The organism is Mycolicibacterium lacusdiani (assembly GCF_021916785.1).
Taxonomy (GTDB): Bacteria; Actinomycetota; Actinomycetes; order Mycobacteriales; family Mycobacteriaceae; genus Mycobacterium; species Mycobacterium lacusdiani.
The window spans coordinates 332,922-353,131 of the sequence record NZ_JAKCFC010000004.1 but is presented as its reverse complement, the minus strand read 5'-3'; the positions used below and the strand labels follow the sequence as shown (position 1 = coordinate 353,131).

Below are 20,210 nucleotides of genomic sequence, written 5' to 3'. Positions count from 1 at the left end.
GCGTTCGGCGAAGCTGGTGTCTCAGCGTAGGAGGCTTCGGCCCTGCCGACCGCGGCTGCGCAACGGGTAGCCACGCCGCAGGCTGCGCAGGGCACCGCCGAACGACCGGGCGACGGCTTCTCCGACCAGGAGTTCAGCCGCGATCGCACACACCACCGTCGCCACCTCCAACGCATTCTCCCCGCCACCTACGGGATTGGTGACCAGGGCGGTTGTGGAGAGCAGACCGAGGCTGCCTGGGACGAGCAGCCAGAATGCCGGCAGAAAGACCACCAGCCGCGGGAGGTTCGGACGCACTGCCTCGACGAGTGACGAACCCAGGCTGGCACTGACAGCGCCCAGGAAACTGCCGAGCACCGCACCACTGACGTGTTGTCCGAGACTCTGGGCGGCAAATGCGCAGCTCAATACGACGGTGATCCAGGGCAACAGTCGCACCGGCGGGCTCTCCAAGACGCCGATTCCGATGCTGATGAGAATCAACCCCAGCGGCGCGGCCCACCACCCAAGTGTGTCGACGCGGAGATTGGCCAATTCCGATGTCGGAAGCGCGATCACGTGGCTGGCCGCGACGATGCCGAGGGTGAACAGGAGCAACTGGACCAGCCCGAACGTCAGCCGCGACGCTCCGGCCACCATGTCACCCGCTGCCAGCTCCGACATCGCCGTGACGATCAACGCGCCGGGCAACAACACGGCCAGCGGCGGCAACAGGGTGCGCAGGGGTCCATCCAACCAGTCGGCGTTGGCGGCGGCGAAGACCCCGCACGCCAGAAGGAAGGCCGCAAGCGTCGGTAGCAGCGTCGCGATGAGGGCGAACCGCTGCCCCAGTCGAAAGAGGGCGACGACCACGACGGCCCCCGCGGCTGCGAACGCGACATTGGCCCCGCCGGGCTGCAGGATGAGAGCGATTCCCGTGGCGATCGCGATCCAGCCAAGGTTGGCCAGCCACTGCGGATATCGAGGTGGTCGGAGGCGTAGAGCGAGCAGTTCCTCGGTGGCTTGAGGCACCGAGAGGTCCAACTGCGACAAGCGATGACGGATCCTGCGAACCTCGGCGGCCTGATCGAGACGCAGGCCGCCCTGGACCGACTCGAACGTCGCCGCGCTGCCGCTGGCGAGGTTCAAGATGACCCCGGTCGGCGATGCGGCGATCTGGATCCCGGGGTAGCCCAGCCTGGCGCCCACCCGGGTCAGATCATCCTCCACGTCGCTGACCGGCTGCCCCGTTGCCACCATTGCGGCGCCCAGATAGGCCAGGAGGGCGCGGACGGCGTCGTCGTCTTCAGACACGGCGTCACTCTGCCAGGTCGAGACCGGATGACCGCTTCATTCGAGCCGCACGATTCGTCAGCGACGAGCACTGCGAGCCAGGGCGAACGCGGGAATAGCGGCTAGGACGAAGAGCAGCCCCGCCAACGCGATGTAGACGTGCACGCCGGTCGCCGTGCTGACCGGGGCCCCGTCGGCGATGACGTCGGGAACGCGAGACGCCTTGAGCACTTCGGCGCCTAGGAACGTGAAGACGACTGAGCCGAGCGCGACGACGACCGACACCAAACCTGCTGTCGTGCCTTGCCGGTCAGGTTCTGCGAGGCTGGTCGCGAGGTTGTAGCCGGAGGCCGCGATCGCGCCGGCGGCCATACCGAGCACGCCGCTACACGCGACGGCCAGCGGGGGCGCCGATATGCCAGCGATCATCGCGAAGGTTGCGGCCGCCCCGAGGACGATGCCGCCGAGCAGTGGCCACGCCGGGCCGATCCTGCCGGCGAGCCATCCGGCTCCGATACCGCCGACGGCGATGCCGAGGTTCGCCGCGCCGAACAGAGCGGCAACCGCCTCGCCGTCGCCCAGCCCGTAGCCGAGGCCGAGTTCTGACGGTACGTAGGCGACGATGCCGACGAGTTGCAGCATGCTCCGAAACGAACCAGCGGCGAGGATCAGCGTCATCAGCGCGAGCAGGATCGGACGTGCGAGTGCCCGGACGTCGATGACGGGATCCTCGACGCGCAGCACGTGAATCGTCCAGCCGCTCAACACGAGGACGCCGACGACGAGTAGCACTGCCATGCCCGAGGACAGCCATCCCCGATCACCGCCGAGACTGATGTAGGCGAGGACCGCACCCAGGCCGACACCGAGCAGCAGCGCTCCCGCCACGTCGATCCTCCCCGTACTCCGGACGGGCGACTCGGGGATGACGATGCGAACCCCGACGGCGGCGATGGCGGCGAGCAGCGCCGCGACCGCGAATACGCCTCGAAATCCGAACGCGTCGATGATCGGCTTCATCAGGAAGGGCTCGATGACGCCGACGATGGATGAGCTGGATGTCACGAGCCCGACCAAGGCCATCGCGAGCCGTGCCGTGCAGATCTGCATGACGAGGGCGACGGTCAGGAAGACGGCGGCGAATGCGGCGCCCTGGAGGAAGCGGCCTCCCAGGAAGATCCAGAGGTTGGGAGCAGCGAGGCAGAGCAAGGCCCCCGCGCACGCCAGCAGCAGCGTGCCGACGAGTACGCGGCGCTTGCCGTAGACGTCGGCGCTCTTGGCGAGCAGAGGTGACCAGATGGCGCCGGCCAACATGGCGCTCGCGTTGAACCAGGCGGCCTGATCGGTGTCGAAGTGGTTCTGCAATTGAGGCATGACCATCATCGGCGAGCCGATGACCACGTCGGCGACGACGTTGGCGGACGTGAGGACAGCCGCCCAGACGACGAGTCGCTTGCTCAAGCGACGCGTTCGGACGTCGCGGAGAGAACCGTTCAGCGCCCGGGTCATCGAGCAGTGCCGCTGCCGAGGTGATGGGCCGCACCGCGGAGGTCGCGATCCGATAGCGTCAAATCATCGGCTGCGGTGCGGAGTTTCGCCTGCAATAGGCCGACGAGACCGAGGCGCTGCAATAGCGGGACCGCACAGAGCTTGAGGTTTCGGCGTAGCAGTTGGCCGCTGGTGCGCGCGAGTACTGTGCCGTCCGTGCGCAAAGCCAGGTCTTGGTTCTTCTTCACGTAGCTGCGTAGTCGCAGCTGATAGGCAGCGAAGGCCTGCTCGGGCCGATCGTGGGCGACGAGTTCACTGGCCAGGACGTACGCGCCAGCGATCGCGATGCTCGTGCCTTGACCGGACAGGAACGCCGGGGCGTACGCGGCGTCGCCGACGAGCGCGACGCGGCCGGAGTACCAGCTGTCCATGCGGACCTGGCTGACCGTGTCGAAGTAAACGTCATCGGCGTCGACGAGGGCGTCGATGACTTCGCCTGTGCGCCAACGGTCGCCGACGAACGCGCCGTGAAGCGTGGCGAGCACGTCGTCGCGGTCGTGCGTGTCGACAGTGCCGGGTGCGGAGTGGACGAAGGTCAGGAAGGCTCGAGCAGGGGCACCGTCGGATGGACGCTCGACCAGGACGGTCCGCCCTGGGTGTGAGTAGAAGAAGCCGGTTCCCGGCTCGAAGAGGTCGGTCGGCAGATCCCAGACCGCGGCATAGGGGCCGAGATGGTGGAGGTAGCGACTTCCGTCGCCCATGGCGAGAGAGCGCACGTTGGAGTGGATGCCGTCGGCGCCCACCACCACGTCGAACGTCTCGGACCGCCGGTGACCGAAGGTGACGTCGATCCCGACGTCGGCGTCGGACAGCGTGGCGATCGCGTCGGCGAAGACGTAGTCCACCCGATCGTTCGTTGCGCCGTACAGGATTTCGCTGAGGACGCCTCGGGTGAGTTCGACGTCGTCGCTGCTCGATGAGCCGATCAGGTTGCCGTAGTCCAGCGTGCACAGGCGTCTCCCCGACGGAGCCAGCAGTTGGACCGGGACGTGGCGGTACCGCTGCTCGGTGATCTCGCCGTAGACACCCATGCGGCGGATGACGTCGACTGCGGTGCCGCGAACGTCGACGGGGTAGCCACTCGTGCGGAGTCGGTCAGCACGTTCGACGACCGTGACCTCCCAGCCAGCCTCGGACAGCCAGTAGGCAAGCACGGGTCCGGCGACGCTCGCTCCGGAGATGAGTGCGGTGCGGGTCGTCATGGTGGCCCTCCAAAGACATTCGCAGAGATCAGCTTTCGCACGCGCACATCCAGGGCGTGAGGGCGGACGGCTGGTCTACCCAACCACGTTAGATACATGGGTGTTGCTTATTCAGGCAGGCTAGCCGCGTGCGATAAGCTACGCAAGTGTCTTCTAAATCGCCGGCCGGGCAGCGGCGTCGCGGTGCCGCACTGGAAACGGCGATCCTGGACGCGGGATGGGATCAACTCATCGAGGCCGGCTACGGACGCTTCACCATCGACGCGGTCGCCGCGAGGTCGGCAACTGCTCGATCGGTGCTGTATCGGCGCTGGCCAACTCGCACTGAGCTGCTGGAGGCGGTGATACGCCACCGGGGCACCGTCGACGCGATCGCCACACCCGACACCGGGTCACTGCGCGGCGACGTACTGGCAGTCCTGACCGACTTCAACGATCGGCGGTCGCGGATCATCGGTGGATTCGCGGCGCTGTTCGGCGCCTACTTCGACGAGGCAGGCGGATCGCCGCAGCAGCTACGCGCGCTGTTCACGAGCGACGGACCGAGCGCCATGGAGACGATCGTCGAGCGTGCGGTCCACCGGGGTGAACTAGCGGCCGTGCCGCCGACTCGAATCGTCTCGCTGCCAGCCGATCTGCTGCGCCACGAGCTGTTCATGACCATGGCCGCGGTGCCACGGAAGCGAATAGAAGAGATCGTCGACGACGTCTTCCTGCCACTGGCGACGAACTTCGGACGCGGCGCGGGCTCGGTGGCGCGGTCTTAGCGGGGAGAGCAGTCACCTGGTCTGCACCTGGCCGCCATCGACGACGAGATTGCTGGCGGTGATCCAGGCCGCGCGGTCGGAGGCGAGGTGTGCGATGGCTTCGGCGATGTCCGACGCTTCACCCAACCGGCCGAGCGGGATCGCGATGCCTCCGGCCTCCGCGGAATCCGCACCCACGGCGTCGACGATCGCTCGTCGAATGGCATCGGCACCCGGCGAAGCGACGTTGCCGGGAGTGACGGTGTTGACTCGCACACCACGCGGGCCGGCTTCCGCCGCCAGGCCCGTGGCGTAGGTGGCCAAGGCGGCCTTCGCGCTGCATAGTGCAGCATCGGCGCGGGCTCAGTGTCACCGCCGAGCACACGTTGACGATCGAACCCCTGGGGGTGAAGAGCACTGTGGGAGCTACGACGGGTGTGGTCACGGACTGCGCCGAGGCCGATCCCGAACTGTCCGACGAAGTACTGGCGACGAACTCGAAGGATCTCAAACGTCGGTGACGTTGCCTCGCCGGGTCACGGTGCGGCCTCGACTGCGACATGCGCACCGCTCAATACACTAGTCACATCGGTCCCATTGTTAACATCGCCCCGTGCCGATATCCCGGCGTGACGCCCTGCGCTACGCCACCGCAGCGTCGGCGATGGCTGGGCTCGGCGCTGCGGCGAGTGTCTTCGCGCCCCCGGCCGCGGCCGCGGGCTCTACGCTGATCGACTTCGCCATGCGCCAGATCCCGGCTGAGGACATTCGCGCGGCGGGGCACGCCGGCGTCATCAACTACGTCTCGACCTCGCGCCCCGGTTCGTCGTTCGGCGCGAAACCGATCACCCTGCCCTATGCACGAACGCTGGCCGCGGCCGGTTTGGCGATCGTCAGCAACTTCCAGTACGGCAAGCCGGGCGGGACGGCGCCGTCGGACTTCACCCGCGGTTTCCCCGGCGGCGTCGCCGATGCACGCACGGCCTGGCAGTTGCACACCGCGGCCGGCGGCGGCCAGAGCGCCCCCATCTACTTCAGCGTCGACGACGACGTCGACCGCGAAACGTGGAACAACGTCGTGCTGCCATGGTTCCGCGGAATCAATTCGGTGATCGGCGAGCTACGCACCGGAATCTACGGAGGCATCAGGGCCTGCCAGTGGGCCGTTGCCGACGGTGTCATCGGAAGGTCGAGTACACCCGGCCGCGTGTGGGCCTGGCAGACCCGGTCATGGTCCGGCGGTCAGATATACCCCGGCGCCGTGCTCTACCAGCGCATCATCGACACCGCGTCGAACCCGGGACCGGTGGTCGGCGGCATCCGCGTCGACGTCAACGACGTACTGGCCCCCGACGTCGGCCAGTGGAGCCTGCACCCGTAAGGGCCAACCGCTAACGACGTGGCGTCGTGGTGATGTGCACGTGGTCGTAGTGGCCGTAGCCGGAGGCTTGCGGGCCGGCCGGCGTGTAGTAGGTGCCGCGCCAGATGACGTCCTGCAGCCCGAACCGGCCCGCATTGCTCATCGCGAACGCCATGATCTGGTCGCCCAGCGCGATGCCCTCGGGACTTTCGGGGTTCGGGATCATGATGTCGATCGCCAGCCCACTGGGGTGCCACGGCTTGGAGTCCGGACGGACCCCGTCGATCTCGGCGATCTGGGGGAACTGTGCGCTGACCGCACGGGCCGCGAGGATCGTGTTGGGTTGCATGCCCGCCTCCGATGCGACGCCGACGGGCAACGACTCGGAGATCTCGGGGATAGCGGCGGCCGGAGGCGGTGCGAGGTCGCCGGGAGGTACGCCGGGCAGGGCCGCTATCGGCGGGGCCGCGTCGATCACGGCCTGCTGCTGCGGCGTCAGAGCCGAATATTGAGCCTCCGCGGCGGCAATCTTGCGGAGCAACTCCTTGAGCTTGGCCTGCAGTTCCGAACGCACTGCGGCGGCCGACTCGGCCGCAGCGCCGGCCTCGGCGGCCGATCGCTCAGACGCCTGGGCGGCGGTAGCGGCGCGCTCCCGTGCCGAGCGGAACGCTGCCAATTGGTCGGCGATACCGGCACCAACCGTCCGTTGCATCGACAGCTGATCGATCAACTGTTGAGGCGAATTGGCCGTGAGTACCGCGGCGGACTGGCCATTGCGGCCACTCGTGTAGTTCATCGCCGCGATCCTGTCGACGGCGGCCTGAAAAGGCGCCAGCTGGGAGTTCGCGGCTTCCAGCGCCGCCAGGTCGCCGCGACGGCGGTCTTCGGCCGCTGCCTGCTCGGCCGCTTTGGTGTCGGCGTCGCGCTGGGCGGCCGTGACGGCCTCGCGGCTCTTCACGGCCTGCTGGGACAACTCGTTGAGCTTGGCCAGGGCGTCGGCCGCGGGATCGGCGCTGACGCCGCCGATCGAGACAGTCAGGACCAGTGCCAGAGCTGCCGAACCGTACGCCGCTCGCCGGAGTGAATGGCGCACCCGGGTCATTCGGCTTGTCACGATCCTTCGCTCGAGGACCGATGCCGGCCCTGCTGTCGACGTCCCGGGCAAGGCTACGAACTGACACCGGCGATGTCTACTCCGGGAGGCGTGAGCGCCGGGCCGCGCGGGTCCCGGTGCGAGGGCAGCCGCGAGTCGGGGGCGTGACGTCACGCCCCAGTTTCCGGAAGACCTTGCCGAGGTGGTGCTGCACGGTCGACGTCGTGACGAACAGTCGACGGGGCGATCTCGGCGTTGGTCGAGCCCGCAGCGGCGTGGCGTGCCACCTGGGCTTCCGCGAGCCGTCGCGATAAGGGCGCCTCGAACATCGCCCGACGACCTCGGTCATCCCACACGTCCTCAGCGGCGAACCATTCCAAGATGGTGGATGGGATGTCGACCTGGGCGGCGGTCTCGTCGGTGAACGGCTCCGCTACAGACGGCCCGTAGCGTCACGTCAAGGTGCGACGGGCGCCGGTTGCGGCAGAGGGTGCGCGCCATCGGGGCGCAACCCGTCGAAGATGATGGCCAGGTACCGCTGCCACAGCAATGGCGCTGGCGCGGAGAGGTTTTCGACGATGTGAATCGGTGCGCACATCATCAAGAACACGTCGGCCTCGGTGATGTCGTCTCGGATGGCGCCCGACGTGCGCGCTCGATCGACCAATGTCTCGAGGTTCGCGTGCAGCGCATCGCGAACCTCGAGCACCCTGGGGTCATCATCGCTGGCCGACTGCAGGAACGTCAGATCGTGCCGCTGGCGTTGGTCGGCGGCGATGGTCAGGAACTCCAGGAGCGCGGCACCCGGGTCCGCCGAGTCGACCAACCGCCGGGCGGCCTCCGCGAGCACGGCGATGTGTCCGGTGACGATGGAGGCGATCAGATCCTCCTTTGTCGGGAAGTGTCGGAACACCGTGCCCTTCGCCACCCCGGCGCGGCGAGCGATGTCTGCCACCGACGCGGACGGGCCACGGTCGGCGAACTCAGCCTCGGCTGCGGCCAACAGCGACGCGCGGTTGCGTGCCGCGTCCGCGCGGATGGGTCGGTCGGTCGCGGTCACGGGTCGAGGGTACCAAGTTGACCGCTTGGTCACGTTATGCCAACCTAGTGGCAGCAACATGACCGACTGGTCATTTTGGTGAGATTTTCGAAACCTCCTGGAGGACAGATGAAGCTGCACGGCGCCACCGCCCTGGTGACTGGATCGAACCGGGGAATCGGCCACCACTTCGCCACGCAATTGCTCGAACGCGGAGCCAAGGTCTACGCCACTGCACGTCGACCCCAACAGGTGAACGTTCCCGGCGCGGAGGCGGCTCGTCTCGACATCACCGACCAGTCGTCGGTCGACGCAATCGCCGAGCTGGCCGGCGACGTCGACGTGCTGATCAACAACGCCGCCGACACCGCGGGTGGCAACCTCGTGTCGGGAGACATGAACGGGATCCGGTCGACGATGGATTCGAACTTCTACGGCACCCTCGCGATGATCCGGGCGTTCGCGCCCATCCTTGCGCGCAACGGCGGCGGTGCCATCCTCAACGTGCTGTCAGCGGCGGCGTGGAACACCGTCGACGGGAACACGGCCTATGCGGCCGCGAAGTCGGCGCAGTGGGGCCTGACCAACGGAGTACGAGTCGAACTGGCGCACCAGGGAACTCAGGTGGCTGCGCTCGTACCCGGCCTGATCGGCACGCAGACCCTGTTCGACTTCGCCGACCGTCATGGCATCGAGTTCCCGGACGGCGCGGTGATGGACCCGGCAGATCTCGTCCGGCTGGCGCTCGATGGTCTCGAAGCCGGCGAGATCGAAATCTTGGACCCGATGGGCGTCGAGGCGAAGGCGAGCCTGGCAGGGCCGCCCCGCGCATTCGCGTTGTAGGCGAAGCGTTCCGGCTGTCGTCTAGCCTTTGTCGAACCAGACCCCCACGGGCGCGCACGGCAGTCCTACGTCGCCGAGGCCCAGGATGCCGGCGGGGGCTGCGGCGACGTTGAGGGCTGCGTTGACCGCCGGCATGGCGGTCATGGTGTCCCACTCGTGATTGCCCCAGTGCTTGGGCGGGACGAAGCGAATGCGCGTGTGCACCTCGGGTTCACCCTGTATGGCGATCTTGTAGTGATCGTCGTCGAAGACCCAGTCACCATTCAGCTTCGGCGTGAGATACCACGCCACCCGTGATTCGATGACGGTCTTGCCCTTCACCATGGCATTCCAGCCGCCGCGGATGGCGGCAATGGTGTCCTTCTCGATGGTGAGCCAACCCAGATCGACAGTCTCCGAGGCGGTCTGATGGTCGACGACGAACTCCATGTCATCGATCTCGAATCCCAGGGCCACTGCCATGCGTTGCACGGAATCGGCGAACGTGGTGAAGCCGAACTTCGCCAGGTCCGCCACTTCCGGTGTCACCTCGGGCAGACCGACACCCAACGCCTGCCACGTCTCGGCTGACTCGTAGACGGAGACGTCTGCCGACTCGACGATCGTCACCTTCTGCACGTCGCGGCAGACGGCGGTCATCGCCGTGACCATGGTGTTGATCCATCCAGGGTTGATGCCGGTGATGTAGAGCGAACTGCCGCCCTGTTCGCACGCCGCCGCCAGCTTGTCCTTCGACTCACCCGCAATGCCACCGACATTGAGGAAGAGATTGGTGCTGATCACGTCCAGTCCGCTCTCGAGGAGCCGAACGACGTGGTCGAGGTCGGCCATGAACGGGGTGTACAAGACGGTATCGGCGTCCAAGGCGATGAGCGCGTCGATGTCGGTCGTCGCGAGCACGCCGGTGTCGGGTCGGCCGCACAGCGGTCCTGCGTCCGTTCCTGCCTTCTCCTCCGAGTAGGCGTAGACACCGACCAGTTCGAGCCGCGGATCGTCGATGATGCCGCGCAAACTGAGCTTGCCGACTTTCCCAGTGGTCCACTGAATGACACGCAACTTGTCCATGCCGCCCTCGCCTCACCTTTACTAGACGGTTTGTCTCGTTATGCGGAATGTACAACCTAAGCTGCCCGTATGGAAGAAGTGCCGCGGCGCGGGCGTCCCCGCAGCCAGGCCACGCACGCCGCCATCCTCGACGCCGTCCGAGAAGTCTTGGTCACTGGCGGCTACGCCGAAGTCTCGATGGACCGCGTCGCTGCACGAGCCGGCGTGGGCAAGCAAAGCCTGTATCGCCGCTGGCCGTCGAAGGCGCCGTTGGTCGCGGAGGCCGTGATGGATGCCTATGGGCAGGGCTGGTCGTTCGACTTGCCCGATACCGGCGACCTGGAGGCCGACCTGCATACGTGGCTCCGCAGGCAAGCCGCCTACCTCGCCTCGGAGCACAACGTTGCACTGAGCCGCGCCCTCGTCGTCGCCACCGCCGACGACCCAAGCGATGGCGAGGCGCTGTACGACCAACTCTCGCGCCCACACCACGACGCCCTGCTGGCGCGGCTTCGCAACGCGGCAGCCGCCCGCGAGGTTCGGCACGACGCCGATCTCAACGCCGCGGCGGAGGCACTCATCGGCGCCACGCTGTATCGCATCGTCAGTCAGGTCAGGACTTTCGAGGAGACGGTCGAACACCTCGAAGGCTTGATCGACGTTCTGCTGAGGGGGCTGCGGCCTTGACCGGGCGCAGCCCGTAGGCGGCGATGCCGTCAGTCGCCAGTCCGATCGGCGTTCGCGTGGATCGCCTCGCGGCAGTAGGCGGCCAGGCCGGGGAGTCCGAATGTCTCGTCGTATGTGGCGACGTACCTGGGGTCGCTCACGTACATGTCTCCTAGATTGCGATGGAAGGCCGACGGGCAGTCGTAGAACCAGCGATTCACGTGGAGTCGGTGTCGCTCGGCTGCGTTCATCGCTTCTTCGGAGTCCGCCGGGAGCCCAGCGCGGAAGGCGTCGGACAGGGCCTTCTCGACGGCCTCCCCCTCGGCCTTGATCTGGATCCATTCCTCCTTTCCGTAGGCCTTCTTCCGGCGCTGCGATTCCTTCCACTCAGCGGTGTCGCCCCACTTCTGCTCAGCTTCGGCCTGGTAGTCGTCGAAGCCGTCGCCGAAGAGTTCGCGCATGTCGTCGTCGGTAATGGGTGTGTTCGTCATTGCCTTCTCCAATGCCTTGTCGATTGCCTCGACGAGGCCCTTCATATCGTCGAGCCGGGACATGACGCGTTCGCGCTGGCGGACCAGGTGGCTGACCTCGTCGCCGTCGTCCAGCAGGCTGGCGATCTCGCCGAGCGACATCTTCAGCCGGCGGTAGACGATGATCTGGGACAGGCGCGTCAGGTCTGCCGACGTATAGAGCCGATAACCCGAGGCTGCACGCCGACTCGGGGTCAGCAAGCCAATCTGGTCATAGTGGTGCAGCGTCCGGACCGTGATGCCAAATCGGTCCGCGACCTCGCCCACCGTGAGTTCGTCCACCTTCGTCTCCTGCGTCACGTCCACCAGGCTGCTGCCTCACGTTGCGTGAGGGTCAAGTGTTCAGTCAACAGAAGGCCGAGACCGAGCAGCACTGGTTCATCTGCCGTTCGTTTGCGCCCTGATTCGATCACTGTCAATATCGACGCATGTCGAATTCCGGGGGTGCGGAGGCGGACGCCTGCTGTGCCACGCCGCCACTGCTGCGCGAGCCATTGACCGAACTGGCCGCCACCGAGATGGCCACGAAGCTGAAGGCACTGGCCGACCCGGTGCGGTTGCGGCTCTTCAGCGCGATCGCCAGCCATTCCGGCGGCGAGGCGTGCGTCTGCGACATCTCCGGCGGTATCGACGTCTCGCAGCCCACGGTGTCGCATCACCTCAAGGTGCTGCGCGCCGCTGGTCTGTTGACCTCTGAGCGCCGGGCGTCGTGGGTCTACTACGCCGTCGTCCCAGAGGCGTTGCGCGAAATCGCGGCGCTGCTGTATCTCGACACCGCCGTGCTGACAGGGGTGACGGCATGACCGGCACCGTGGCGACCACCTCAGCGCCGGTGGTTGGCAAGCTGTCCACCCTCGACCGGTTCCTGCCGGTGTGGATCGGTGTCGCGATGGCCGCCGGGCTGCTGCTCGGACGATGGGTGCCGGGCATGAACGCGGCGCTGGACGGCGTGCAGATCGATGGCATCTCGGTGCCGATCGCCCTCGGTCTGCTGATCATGATGTATCCGGTGTTGGCCAAGGTTCGCTACGACCGCCTCGACACCGTGACCGGCGACCGCAAGCTCCTGCTGAGTTCCCTGTTGCTGAACTGGGTGTTCGGGCCGGCGTTGATGTTCGCCCTGGCGTGGCTGATGCTGCCCGACCTGCCCGAGTACCGGACCGGGCTGATCATCGTGGGCCTGGCCCGCTGTATCGCCATGGTCATCATCTGGAACGACCTGGCCTGCGGAGACCGCGAGGCCGCCGCCGTGCTGGTCGCGCTGAACTCGATCTTCCAGGTCATCATGTTCGCCGTCCTGGGCTGGTTCTACCTGTCGATCCTGCCCGGCTGGCTCGGCCTGGAGCAGACCACCATCGACACCTCGCCATGGCAGATCGCCAAATCGGTGCTCATCTTCCTGGGCATCCCCCTGCTGGCGGGATATCTGTCGCGCCGACTCGGCGAGAAGGCCAAGGGCCGCGACTGGTACGAATCGAAGTTCCTGCCCCGGATCGGTCCGTGGGCGCTCTACGGGCTGCTGTTCACCATCGTGATCCTCTTCGCGCTGCAAGGCGAACAGATCACCGGCCACCCCTTCGACGTCGCCAGAATCGCACTGCCGCTCCTGGTCTACTTCGCAATCATGTGGGGCGGCGGCTACCTCTTGGGCGCCGCGATCGGCCTGGGCTACCCGCGGACCACCACGCTCGCGTTCACCGCTGCGGGCAACAACTTCGAACTCGCCATCGCCGTCGCGATCGCGACCTACGGCGCCACGTCCGGGCAAGCTCTGGCCGGGGTGGTCGGCCCACTGATCGAGGTGCCCGTGCTGGTGGCCCTCGTCTACGTCTCACTGGCGCTGCGCCGCCGCTTCGCCGACCACCCCTCTGCGCCAGCGTCGGCCGCCGACCGGCCTTCCACGACGAAGGAGTCCTGACCATGAACGACTCCTCGAAACCCTCGGTGCTGTTCGTATGCGTCAAGAACGGCGGCAAGTCACAGATGGCCGCCGGGCTCATGCGCCAAGTCGCCGGTGACGCCGTGAACGTGCATTCCGCCGGCACCAAACCCGGTGGCTCGGTCAACTCTCTGTCCGCCGAGGCGCTGTTGGAGGTGGGCGTCGACATCACCGGTGAGCAACCCAAGCTGGTCGATCTGGAACTGGCTCGCGACGTCGATCTGGTGGTCACCCTGGGCCGGGAAGCGCAGCTCGATGCGCTACCCGGAACGCGGGTGGAGAACTGGGACACCGACGAACCCTCCGAGCGCGGGATCGACGGCATCGAGCGAATGCGGATGATTCGCAACGACATCGATCAACGCGTCCGTCAACTACTGCACGCCCTGGACGCCGACGCCACACCGTAGATTCGCGGCTTGCTGGCCACCGCCAGCAGTGCCCCCGCCGCCGCAATCGTGCCGAGCGCGAGGAACATCGCGGCATACCCGCCGAGCAGGCTCGCCAGCGCCGCGCCAACGAATGGGCCGATGGCGGTCGCGATCATGACTGGCGCCGACAGTAGGCCGCTGAGGTGACCGTAATGGGTGGAGCCCCAGCGTTCGGTGACGGCGGTGGCTTGCAACAGCGTCATGATGCCCCGCATCACCCCCGCCCCGATCGCCGCCGCCACCAATGCGGCGTAGGTGGTGAACACCCCGAGCAGCGCCGTAGTGGCAGCGACGCCGGCCATGATGACGACCGTGCGGGGAACGACGCCGACGCGGCGCACCAGCGTTTGGTAGCCCAGTCTGCCGAGCACTTGCCCTGCGCCGCCCAAGCCGAGCGCCACGGCGGCGGCACCGGTGCCGATGCCGCGTTGACTCATCAGCGGTACCAGGTTGGCGATCACCGCGTAGGACGCGAGTCCGGCCAGCGCGAACGCCGCTGTCAGGGCGAGGAACGGCGCGCTGCGCGCGGTGCGCCCCGGCGCCTCGACGTGGTGGTGCGCGGTGGCCACCGGCGGCCACGGGCGCCGCAAGCCGAAGAAGTGCGCGGGGATCGTGATCACCGCCATGACCACGGCGAGCACCAGATAGGTCTGGCGCCAGCTCATCTGAGCTGACAACGCCGCAGTCATGGGCGCGAACACCGTGCTGGCGAAACCCGCTACCAAGGTGAGCACCGTCAGTGCGCGCACCGCGTCGGTGCCGAAGAACCGGGTCAGCGCCGCGAAGGCGGGTGCATAGAACACCGCGCTCATCGCCACGCCGGCCAGGACCCAGGCTGCGACGAACCAGCCATAGTTCGGCGCCGCGACGACCGCGACCACCGCGAGCACACCGAGGATGGAGCCGGTGGTCATGATCCAGCGCGGGCCCACCCGGTCCAGCCATCGCCCGACCGGGATGCCCACCAGAGCCGAGGTCACCAGCCCGGCGGAGAACGCGGCGGTCACGGCGGGCGCCGACCAGCCGGTGTCGGTGCTGATCTGCTCCGAGAGGACGGTGAAGGCGTAGTACAGCACGCCCCAACTGGTGATCTCGGTAACGCACAACGTCACCAGCACCCAGCGCAGCCCGTACTGGGCTGCGCTGGGCGCTGCAGGAGGATTCGCCTGTGTCATCCGCCAACGGTGTTGAGCGACAACGGATGCGGTGTCGACGGGGCGGGCCCGCAACACCCGCCGCCGGCGGCGTTCTCGCCTTCGGGGCTGTCGAACAACCCTGCCCCGTTGCACACCCCGGTATCGGGCAGCGTCAGCTCGACCCGGCGGGCGGCCTCGTGGTCGCCGGCCAGTTCGGCGGCGATGCTGCGGACCTGCTCGTAGCCGGTCATCGCCAGGAACGTCGGGGCGCGCCCGTAGGACTTCATGCCCACGATGTACAAATCCGGCTCGGGATGGGCCAATTCAGCGGCGCCGTGGGGTAGCACGCTGCCGCAGGAGTGCATGTTCGGATCGATCGACGGCGCCAGATTGACCGGGGCCTGCAGGACCGGGTCCAACTCGATCCGCATCTCCGACAAGAACGACAGGTCCGGGCGGAACCCGGTCAGGACCACCACGTGGTCGGCCGGCGGCAACGCACGTCCGTCCTCCGCGGTCACCACCGCACGTCCGTCCACCAAATCGATGCGCTCAGTGCGGAATCCGGTCGACAGTGACACCCTGCCCGCCTCGACTGCTTCCTTGGACCGCACGCCCAACGCGCCGCGCTCGGGGAGTTCGTCAGCAGCTCCCCCGCCGAAGGTGTCCTCGGAGACCCCGCGGCGCAGGATCCAGGTCACCATGGTCGAGGGATCCCTGCGTACCACCTCGCCGAGCTGGATCACCGCGGTCATCGCCGAATGCCCGCTGCCAACCACCACCACGCGCTTGCCCGCCCACGCCGAGGCCCGTGAGGGCGTCGGCGGCACGTAGGACACCACGCCCGAGGCCGCCGCGGCGCGTTCGCCGATCGCGGGAACACCGTCAGCGCCAGCGGGATTCGGCAGACCCCAGGTGCCCGAGGCGTCGATGACCGCACGGGCCCGAACCCGGAACTCGGTGCCTGCGACGTTGCCGACGTGCACGACGAACGGCGTCTGCGCCCGCCCCGGGCTGACCAACCGGTCGCGACCCAGCCGCGACACGGCCTGCACGCGCGCGCCGTACTGCACCCGCTCGCCCAATGCCTCGGCCAACGGCGCCAAGTACCCGTCGATCCACTCTCGGCCGGTCGGGAAACCGACGTCGGGAGCGGTCCAGCCCGTCGGCTCCAGCAAGCGCGCGGCGGCGGGATCCACCAACTCCGGCCACGGGGAGAACGTGCGCACGTGCTCCCACTGCCCGACCGCTGACCCCGGTCCACTGCCGGACTCGAGCACCAGCGGGGTGAGTCCGCGTTCCAGCAGGTGCGCGGCCGCCGCCAGACCCAGCGGTCCGGCCCCGATCACTACGACGGGCAGCTCCGACATCTCCGACTCCTCTCATCGACGTTCTTCGATGAATCGATCGTCCGTGACCCATCGAAGTTTGTCAATGCGTGTGGCATCATGGGCACATGGCCATCGCGACCTCGCCGCTGACTTCGAGTGACGTGGCTGCCTGCTGCTCACCGCTGACCGGCGGCGTGCTCGATACGCCAGCCGCCGAACGACTCGCCTCGGTGTTCAAGGCGCTCGCCGATCCGGCACGGGTGAAGCTGGTGTCCCTCATCGCCGCTTCCGATGGTGGGGAAGCCTGCATCTGCGACCTCACCGAACCGCTCGGACTCACTCAGCCCACGGTGTCGCATCACATGAAGCTGCTCGTCGACAGCGGCCTCGTCAGCCGTGAGCAACGCGGCAAATGGGCGTACTACCGTGTCAACGCCGACGCCCTCGACCGCATCGCCGCCGCAGTCTCGACCCACACGGCCTAACCTCGGCGCCCAGCCTCCCGTGGCGAGCGTTGGCGGCTAAGCGTTGGCGCAGCGTCGACGTCCTCGGTCGCGGGCTGCACGTGAGCGCACAGCAGCGTGCTCAACGGCACCGCGAACAACAACAGGGCCAGCGTCGTGTCGTCGGCGGTGAAGTCCTGATAGACGGTGACGATGCCGGCCGCTGCGGCCACCAGGAGCAACTGCGCCGACACCGTCAGCACGACTCCGGTGTGTGCGGCTCCGGAGTCCGGCGGCATCGCCCACAGGAGTGCGAATAGTGCTGCCGTTACCGCGATGACGGGCGTCAGCGGAACGGCGATGACGCTGGGAATCCACGCTGTGCCGACAACGATCAGCAGCGGGATCAGAACCAGCCGGTTGACGAGTTCGGACGGCAGGAGCGTGGGCCGACCGGCGAGGCCGAGAATCGCTGTAACGCAACCAATCACGACGAGGCAGGTGACGACCTGGGTGGGCTTGGCCCAGAAGGACACGGGCACGGTCACGCCCAGCTGGCTCAGTGTGATGTTGACGTACACGGGCAGTAGATACAGCAGACCGATCCGGGCGACCAGCTGGCCGACGGTTCCGTTCCTGCCTCGGCGTGCGGCGACGGGCACCAACGTGAACAGCGCCATCCACATGATGACGAGTTCCAGGCCGGCCGGCGGCGCGATGCTGGCGTCGGTGGGACCGGTGATCGCATTGGCGATCAGGTTCGCGATCATCACCATCGCAATGACGATCTGACCGGACAGAGCGCTGATCCCGACGGCCAGAGTGGTCCGCACATCCCCGCGAGGCTGCAGCGCAGACTGGAACGATCGCCGTGTGCCATAGGCAATCGCAAGCGCGACCAGAATCGCGTGCGGCCACGTCCCCGGGCCGCCGGGAGTCCAGTAGTTCTCCTTGAAACCCGACGCGATACCGCCTATTTCGGTGATCTCGAGGACGACGACGATCGCGCCAACGGCGCACAGCACAGCGGTGTACTTCCAGCCCTGTCGGTGGCGCGAGACGCTGTGTGCGATGGCTGACCGGGAATGTGCGGCCATCGCGACACCGCCGGTGGCCATCGCGGCCACGAATGCCAGGGCGATCCCCGGGACGTACGTCTGCGTCCCGATGTCGTCGAGCAGCAGGAGAAGCAGATCGTTCGGGTCGGCGGGAGGGTCGGCATGCAGCGCCCGGCCGAACCGGATGTTCGCCCAGACGCTGGGGACCCAGGGCGCCGCGACGAGACAGGTCAGCAGGACGCCCAACCACGGACGGGTCGGTCGCCGGCGCACGTAAAGCTGGGTGATCACCAGCGCGGCGGCGCCCATCCACGCGGCCGCAGCGGGGATCACCTGCCAAGCACGATCCATGGTCAGGATGAGGATCGGGATGAGTGGCGTTGCGATACCGGCGCACCAGACCAGCAGCGCGTGATGCCGGGGCGCGTCCGGGCTGGTCGCGGTGTAGGCGTAGCCGACCGCGGCGACACCGGAACCCACCGCAAGACCGCACAGCAGTGGCCAGATCGGTGAGTACTTGAAGACCAGTTCGCCGCCGAACAGTGAATGTTGCTCCGGTGCAAAGAAGCCGGGGATGAAGCCGAAGGCGAGCATGACCGCTGCGCCCAGCCAGGTGATGACGGCAAGCACGCGCAGCGGCATCGGCAGTGCGCGCGGCCTCAGGTGGGTGGGCCGACGGCGGGCTTCTTGCCAGATCGGAGTCAGGACGCGTTGGGCGCCACGCGGCTGACCTGGTTCAGATTCCACGGCGGCATTATCGCCGACGGGTTCGTCGCCCGGTGTCCTTTACGTGCGCGAAGGTGGCCGAGTCGGGCACTTGGGATCGGTAGCCGCGACGATGCCGTTCCATCCTCGGCATGAACACGTGGAAGGTCTCGCTGCCCGTCATCGCCGCCGTGCTGCTCGCTGGTTGCGCGTCGGAGCCCGTCACGCCGGCCGCGTCGAGTGCACCGACCAGGACCACCACGGCGGTAACGACCCCGCTACTCACCATGACCGGTCCGTGCGCCGACACCGACCTGGTGGTGTCGAACGCGCCGCTGGAATCACAGGGCTCGGAGTACCGCCTCGTGCTGCTGTTCGAGAACGTGACGTCGCAGGCGTGCACGCTGCAGGGCTACCCGGGCGCGGACATCGTCGACGTGGACCTGCCTGCCGTGCACGTCGACCGCCGACAGCAGATCGCCGCACCACTGCTGACCCTGGCACCCGGCGACTTCGCCACCGCTGATCTGCAGGCCAGCGGTGTGAACCGCGAGACCGAGACCCCGTGCGGGACGTGGGGTCAGGTGGTCGTCATCGCCCCGAACACCGTCCAGCAGCGTCGTCTCGATGTCGGGATGCCGAGGTGCAGCGCTCTCATCAGCTCCGTGACCTGAGGCGTCGGTAGAGTTGACGGCGACCACCACGGTGAGGAATCGCATGAACCGGCGAATCATCTCGAGCGCTCTCACGCTCATCGTTCTGGCGACGATCACCGCGCTCGGATCACCTAGCGCCGCGGCTGCCGAACTCAATGACTACCGATGGACACATCGTCCACTGTTGCTGTTCGCGCCGACGGACCGCGATCCGCGACTCGTCGAGACGCTGAGCCGAATCGACGCCAGCCGATGTGCCGTGCTCGAGCGTGACATGGTGATTGGCATAGTCCTCACGGAGGGACAGAGCACGCTTGCGGGCCTGCCGGTCAACGAATCTGAGGCACAACGGTTGTCGGAACGGTACGCGATTGGCGAGAACGCCTTCACCGCGCTGTTGATCGGAAAGGATGGCGGTGAGAAGCTGCGCGTCGACGAGGTGCCGGACCTCTCGACGATCTACGACGTCATCGACGGCATGCCCATGCGAAGCGCCGAGATCCGTGCCGATTCAAGCCGCTGCTGACGTCGTGTCGACGAGTCCGCCGTTGCGGCGTGGACGCAGCATCCTGCTCGCCTGCGTGGCCTTGCTGACGGTGTCGTGCGGAAGCACCGGGCGAACCGCCGACGCAGACCCGCCGGCGGCGCCCACCATCGCTCTCGTCGACCTCGACGATGCCGGCGACGTGGCCGCTTGGACGACGGTCAACGACCCCGTGATGGGCGGTATGTCCACCTCGAGGGTCACGTTCGGCGACGGTGGCCTCGTGTTCTCGGGCAACGTCTCGCTGGAGAACAACGGCGGGTTCGCCTCGGCCCGAAGTCCGCTGGATCCCGAGATCGGACGGCGAGCGACCGGCGCGAAGTCGCTCCGCGTCCACGCCCTGGGCGACGGCAAGACCTACTTGTTGAAGGTGGGCACTCAAGGGAGGCCGTGGTCCTACGTCCAGCGCTTCCCCACCCAGGCGGCCGTGCAGCGGATCTACGATCTGCCCATCGGGGGCTTCAAGCCGGTTGGCATGCGCCTCGATCCAGAGCCCAGCGCCCCTCAGACTCTCGACCCATCGACCATCGACCAGGTTGCGGTCTACATCCTCGACGAACAGCAGGGCCCGTTCGAACTGTCAGTCAGCGCAATCGACGCCACCGCTTGAGGCCCCGCCACCAG

At 67.3% G+C, this 20,210-nt stretch carries 21 protein-coding genes and 1 pseudogene; 11 read left to right on the top strand and 11 right to left on the bottom strand.

Translation table 11 applies throughout. The features are described 5' to 3' along the window. Positions 1-21: 21 nt before the first annotated feature. Genes LOK44_RS15310 through LOK44_RS15300 form a run of 3 tightly spaced genes read right to left on the bottom strand, consistent with a single transcriptional unit; the run spans position 22 to position 4,022 of the window. Positions 22-1,293, bottom strand: a complete 1,272-nt coding sequence (locus LOK44_RS15310) for a threonine/serine exporter family protein (RefSeq protein ID WP_237570901.1) — start codon at positions 1,291-1,293, stop codon at positions 22-24. Between the two features lie 57 nt (positions 1,294-1,350). Then, positions 1,351-2,733 carry an MFS transporter gene (locus LOK44_RS15305; protein WP_237570900.1) on the bottom strand — a complete coding sequence of 461 codons (1,383 nt, stop codon included), beginning with the start codon at positions 2,731-2,733 and terminating at the stop codon, positions 1,351-1,353. A 44-nt stretch (positions 2,734-2,777) separates the two neighbouring features. Further along, positions 2,778-4,022, bottom strand: a complete 1,245-nt coding sequence (locus LOK44_RS15300; protein ID WP_237570899.1) for an FAD-dependent monooxygenase — start codon at positions 4,020-4,022, stop codon at positions 2,778-2,780. Between the two features lie 146 nt (positions 4,023-4,168). Between LOK44_RS15300 and LOK44_RS15295 the strand changes: the two genes are divergently transcribed. Continuing rightward, on the top strand, positions 4,169-4,789 hold the full coding sequence (locus tag LOK44_RS15295; RefSeq protein WP_237570898.1) for a TetR/AcrR family transcriptional regulator: 621 nt from the start codon (positions 4,169-4,171) through the stop codon (positions 4,787-4,789). Between the two features lie 12 nt (positions 4,790-4,801). On the opposite strand, the gene LOK44_RS15290 is transcribed toward LOK44_RS15295, so the two are convergent. Continuing rightward, positions 4,802-5,092 carry an SDR family oxidoreductase gene (locus LOK44_RS15290; RefSeq protein WP_237570897.1) on the bottom strand — a complete coding sequence of 97 codons (291 nt, stop codon included), beginning with the start codon at positions 5,090-5,092 and terminating at the stop codon, positions 4,802-4,804. Positions 5,093-5,432: 340 nt separating this feature from the next. Here LOK44_RS15290 and LOK44_RS15285 point away from each other — a divergent pair, with 340 nt between their 5' ends. Then, entirely contained in the window at positions 5,433-6,149 is a 717-nt protein-coding gene (locus LOK44_RS15285) for a DUF1906 domain-containing protein (RefSeq protein WP_237571188.1), read from the top strand. Positions 6,150-6,159: 10 nt separating this feature from the next. Here the strand turns inward: LOK44_RS15285 and LOK44_RS15280 are convergent, their stop codons facing one another. Together LOK44_RS15280 and LOK44_RS15275 are read right to left on the bottom strand one after the other, a co-directional pair. Then, positions 6,160-7,230 carry a coiled-coil domain-containing protein gene (locus LOK44_RS15280; protein WP_237570896.1) on the bottom strand — a complete coding sequence of 357 codons (1,071 nt, stop codon included), beginning with the start codon at positions 7,228-7,230 and terminating at the stop codon, positions 6,160-6,162. Positions 7,231-7,678: 448 nt separating this feature from the next. After that, the gene (locus tag LOK44_RS15275) at positions 7,679-8,281 is read right to left on the bottom strand and encodes a TetR/AcrR family transcriptional regulator (protein WP_237570895.1); all 603 of its coding nucleotides are present in this window, start codon (positions 8,279-8,281) and stop codon (positions 7,679-7,681) included. Positions 8,282-8,389: 108 nt separating this feature from the next. Here LOK44_RS15275 and LOK44_RS15270 point away from each other — a divergent pair, with 108 nt between their 5' ends. After that, positions 8,390-9,103: an SDR family NAD(P)-dependent oxidoreductase gene (locus LOK44_RS15270; protein ID WP_237570894.1), complete on the top strand. Its 714-nt coding sequence runs from the start codon at positions 8,390-8,392 to the stop codon at positions 9,101-9,103. A 21-nt stretch (positions 9,104-9,124) separates the two neighbouring features. On the opposite strand, the gene LOK44_RS15265 is transcribed toward LOK44_RS15270, so the two are convergent. Next, positions 9,125-10,168 carry an NAD(P)H-dependent amine dehydrogenase family protein gene (locus tag LOK44_RS15265; RefSeq protein ID WP_237570893.1) on the bottom strand — a complete coding sequence of 348 codons (1,044 nt, stop codon included), beginning with the start codon at positions 10,166-10,168 and terminating at the stop codon, positions 9,125-9,127. A gap of 69 nt (positions 10,169-10,237) precedes the next feature. On the opposite strand from LOK44_RS15265, the gene LOK44_RS15260 reads away from it, so the two are divergent. Further along, positions 10,238-10,834: a TetR/AcrR family transcriptional regulator gene (locus LOK44_RS15260; RefSeq protein WP_237570892.1), complete on the top strand. Its 597-nt coding sequence runs from the start codon at positions 10,238-10,240 to the stop codon at positions 10,832-10,834. A 29-nt stretch (positions 10,835-10,863) separates the two neighbouring features. Here LOK44_RS15260 and LOK44_RS15255 read toward each other — a convergent pair whose 3' ends face one another. Then, positions 10,864-11,625 (bottom strand): MerR family transcriptional regulator, encoded by a 762-nt coding sequence (locus tag LOK44_RS15255; protein WP_237571187.1) that lies wholly within the window; start codon positions 11,623-11,625, stop codon positions 10,864-10,866. A 146-nt stretch (positions 11,626-11,771) separates the two neighbouring features. Between LOK44_RS15255 and LOK44_RS15250 the strand changes: the two genes are divergently transcribed. From LOK44_RS15250 to LOK44_RS30120, 3 genes and pseudogenes are all read left to right on the top strand, one after another. Continuing rightward, the gene (locus tag LOK44_RS15250) at positions 11,772-12,146 is read left to right on the top strand and encodes an ArsR/SmtB family transcription factor (RefSeq protein WP_237570891.1); all 375 of its coding nucleotides are present in this window, start codon (positions 11,772-11,774) and stop codon (positions 12,144-12,146) included. Further along, positions 12,143-13,207, top strand: a pseudogene (gene arsB, locus LOK44_RS15245) (ACR3 family arsenite efflux transporter); the annotation flags it as partial. The gene LOK44_RS15250 and the pseudogene arsB, both read left to right, overlap by 4 nt. 56 nt (positions 13,208-13,263) lie before the next feature. Then, a complete protein-coding gene (locus LOK44_RS30120) occupies positions 13,264-13,692 on the top strand; it encodes an arsenate-mycothiol transferase ArsC (RefSeq protein WP_372481254.1) in 429 nt (142 codons plus the stop codon). Here the strand turns inward: LOK44_RS30120 and LOK44_RS15240 are convergent. Then, a complete protein-coding gene (locus LOK44_RS15240; RefSeq protein WP_237570890.1) occupies positions 13,653-14,888 on the bottom strand; it encodes an MFS transporter in 1,236 nt (411 codons plus the stop codon). The two genes, LOK44_RS30120 and LOK44_RS15240, sit on opposite strands and share 40 nt — an antisense overlap. Beyond that, a complete protein-coding gene (locus LOK44_RS15235; protein ID WP_237570889.1) occupies positions 14,885-16,219 on the bottom strand; it encodes an NAD(P)-binding domain-containing protein in 1,335 nt (444 codons plus the stop codon). The genes LOK44_RS15240 and LOK44_RS15235 overlap by 4 nt, the downstream gene beginning before the upstream one ends. Before the next feature lie 86 nt (positions 16,220-16,305). On the opposite strand from LOK44_RS15235, the gene LOK44_RS15230 reads away from it, so the two are divergent. Next, positions 16,306-16,665, top strand: coding sequence for an ArsR/SmtB family transcription factor (locus tag LOK44_RS15230; RefSeq protein WP_237570888.1), 360 nt, complete (start codon positions 16,306-16,308; stop codon positions 16,663-16,665). On the opposite strand, the gene LOK44_RS15225 is transcribed toward LOK44_RS15230, so the two are convergent. Continuing rightward, positions 16,662-18,428: a hypothetical protein gene (locus LOK44_RS15225; RefSeq protein ID WP_237570887.1), complete on the bottom strand. Its 1,767-nt coding sequence runs from the start codon at positions 18,426-18,428 to the stop codon at positions 16,662-16,664. The two genes, LOK44_RS15230 and LOK44_RS15225, sit on opposite strands and share 4 nt — an antisense overlap. Positions 18,429-18,538: 110 nt before the next feature. Here LOK44_RS15225 and LOK44_RS15220 point away from each other — a divergent pair, with 110 nt between their 5' ends. The 3 genes from LOK44_RS15220 to LOK44_RS15210 are packed head-to-tail and all read left to right on the top strand — an operon-like array spanning position 18,539 to position 20,196. Then, positions 18,539-19,060 (top strand): DUF4232 domain-containing protein, encoded by a 522-nt coding sequence (locus LOK44_RS15220; RefSeq protein ID WP_237570886.1) that lies wholly within the window; start codon positions 18,539-18,541, stop codon positions 19,058-19,060. 43 nt (positions 19,061-19,103) lie between these two features. Continuing rightward, entirely contained in the window at positions 19,104-19,568 is a 465-nt protein-coding gene (locus LOK44_RS15215) for a DUF4174 domain-containing protein (RefSeq protein ID WP_237570885.1), read from the top strand. Continuing rightward, entirely contained in the window at positions 19,546-20,196 is a 651-nt protein-coding gene (locus LOK44_RS15210) for a CIA30 family protein (RefSeq protein ID WP_237570884.1), read from the top strand. Before LOK44_RS15215 ends, LOK44_RS15210 begins: the two co-directional genes overlap by 23 nt. The last annotated feature ends 14 nt before the right edge of the window (positions 20,197-20,210 follow it).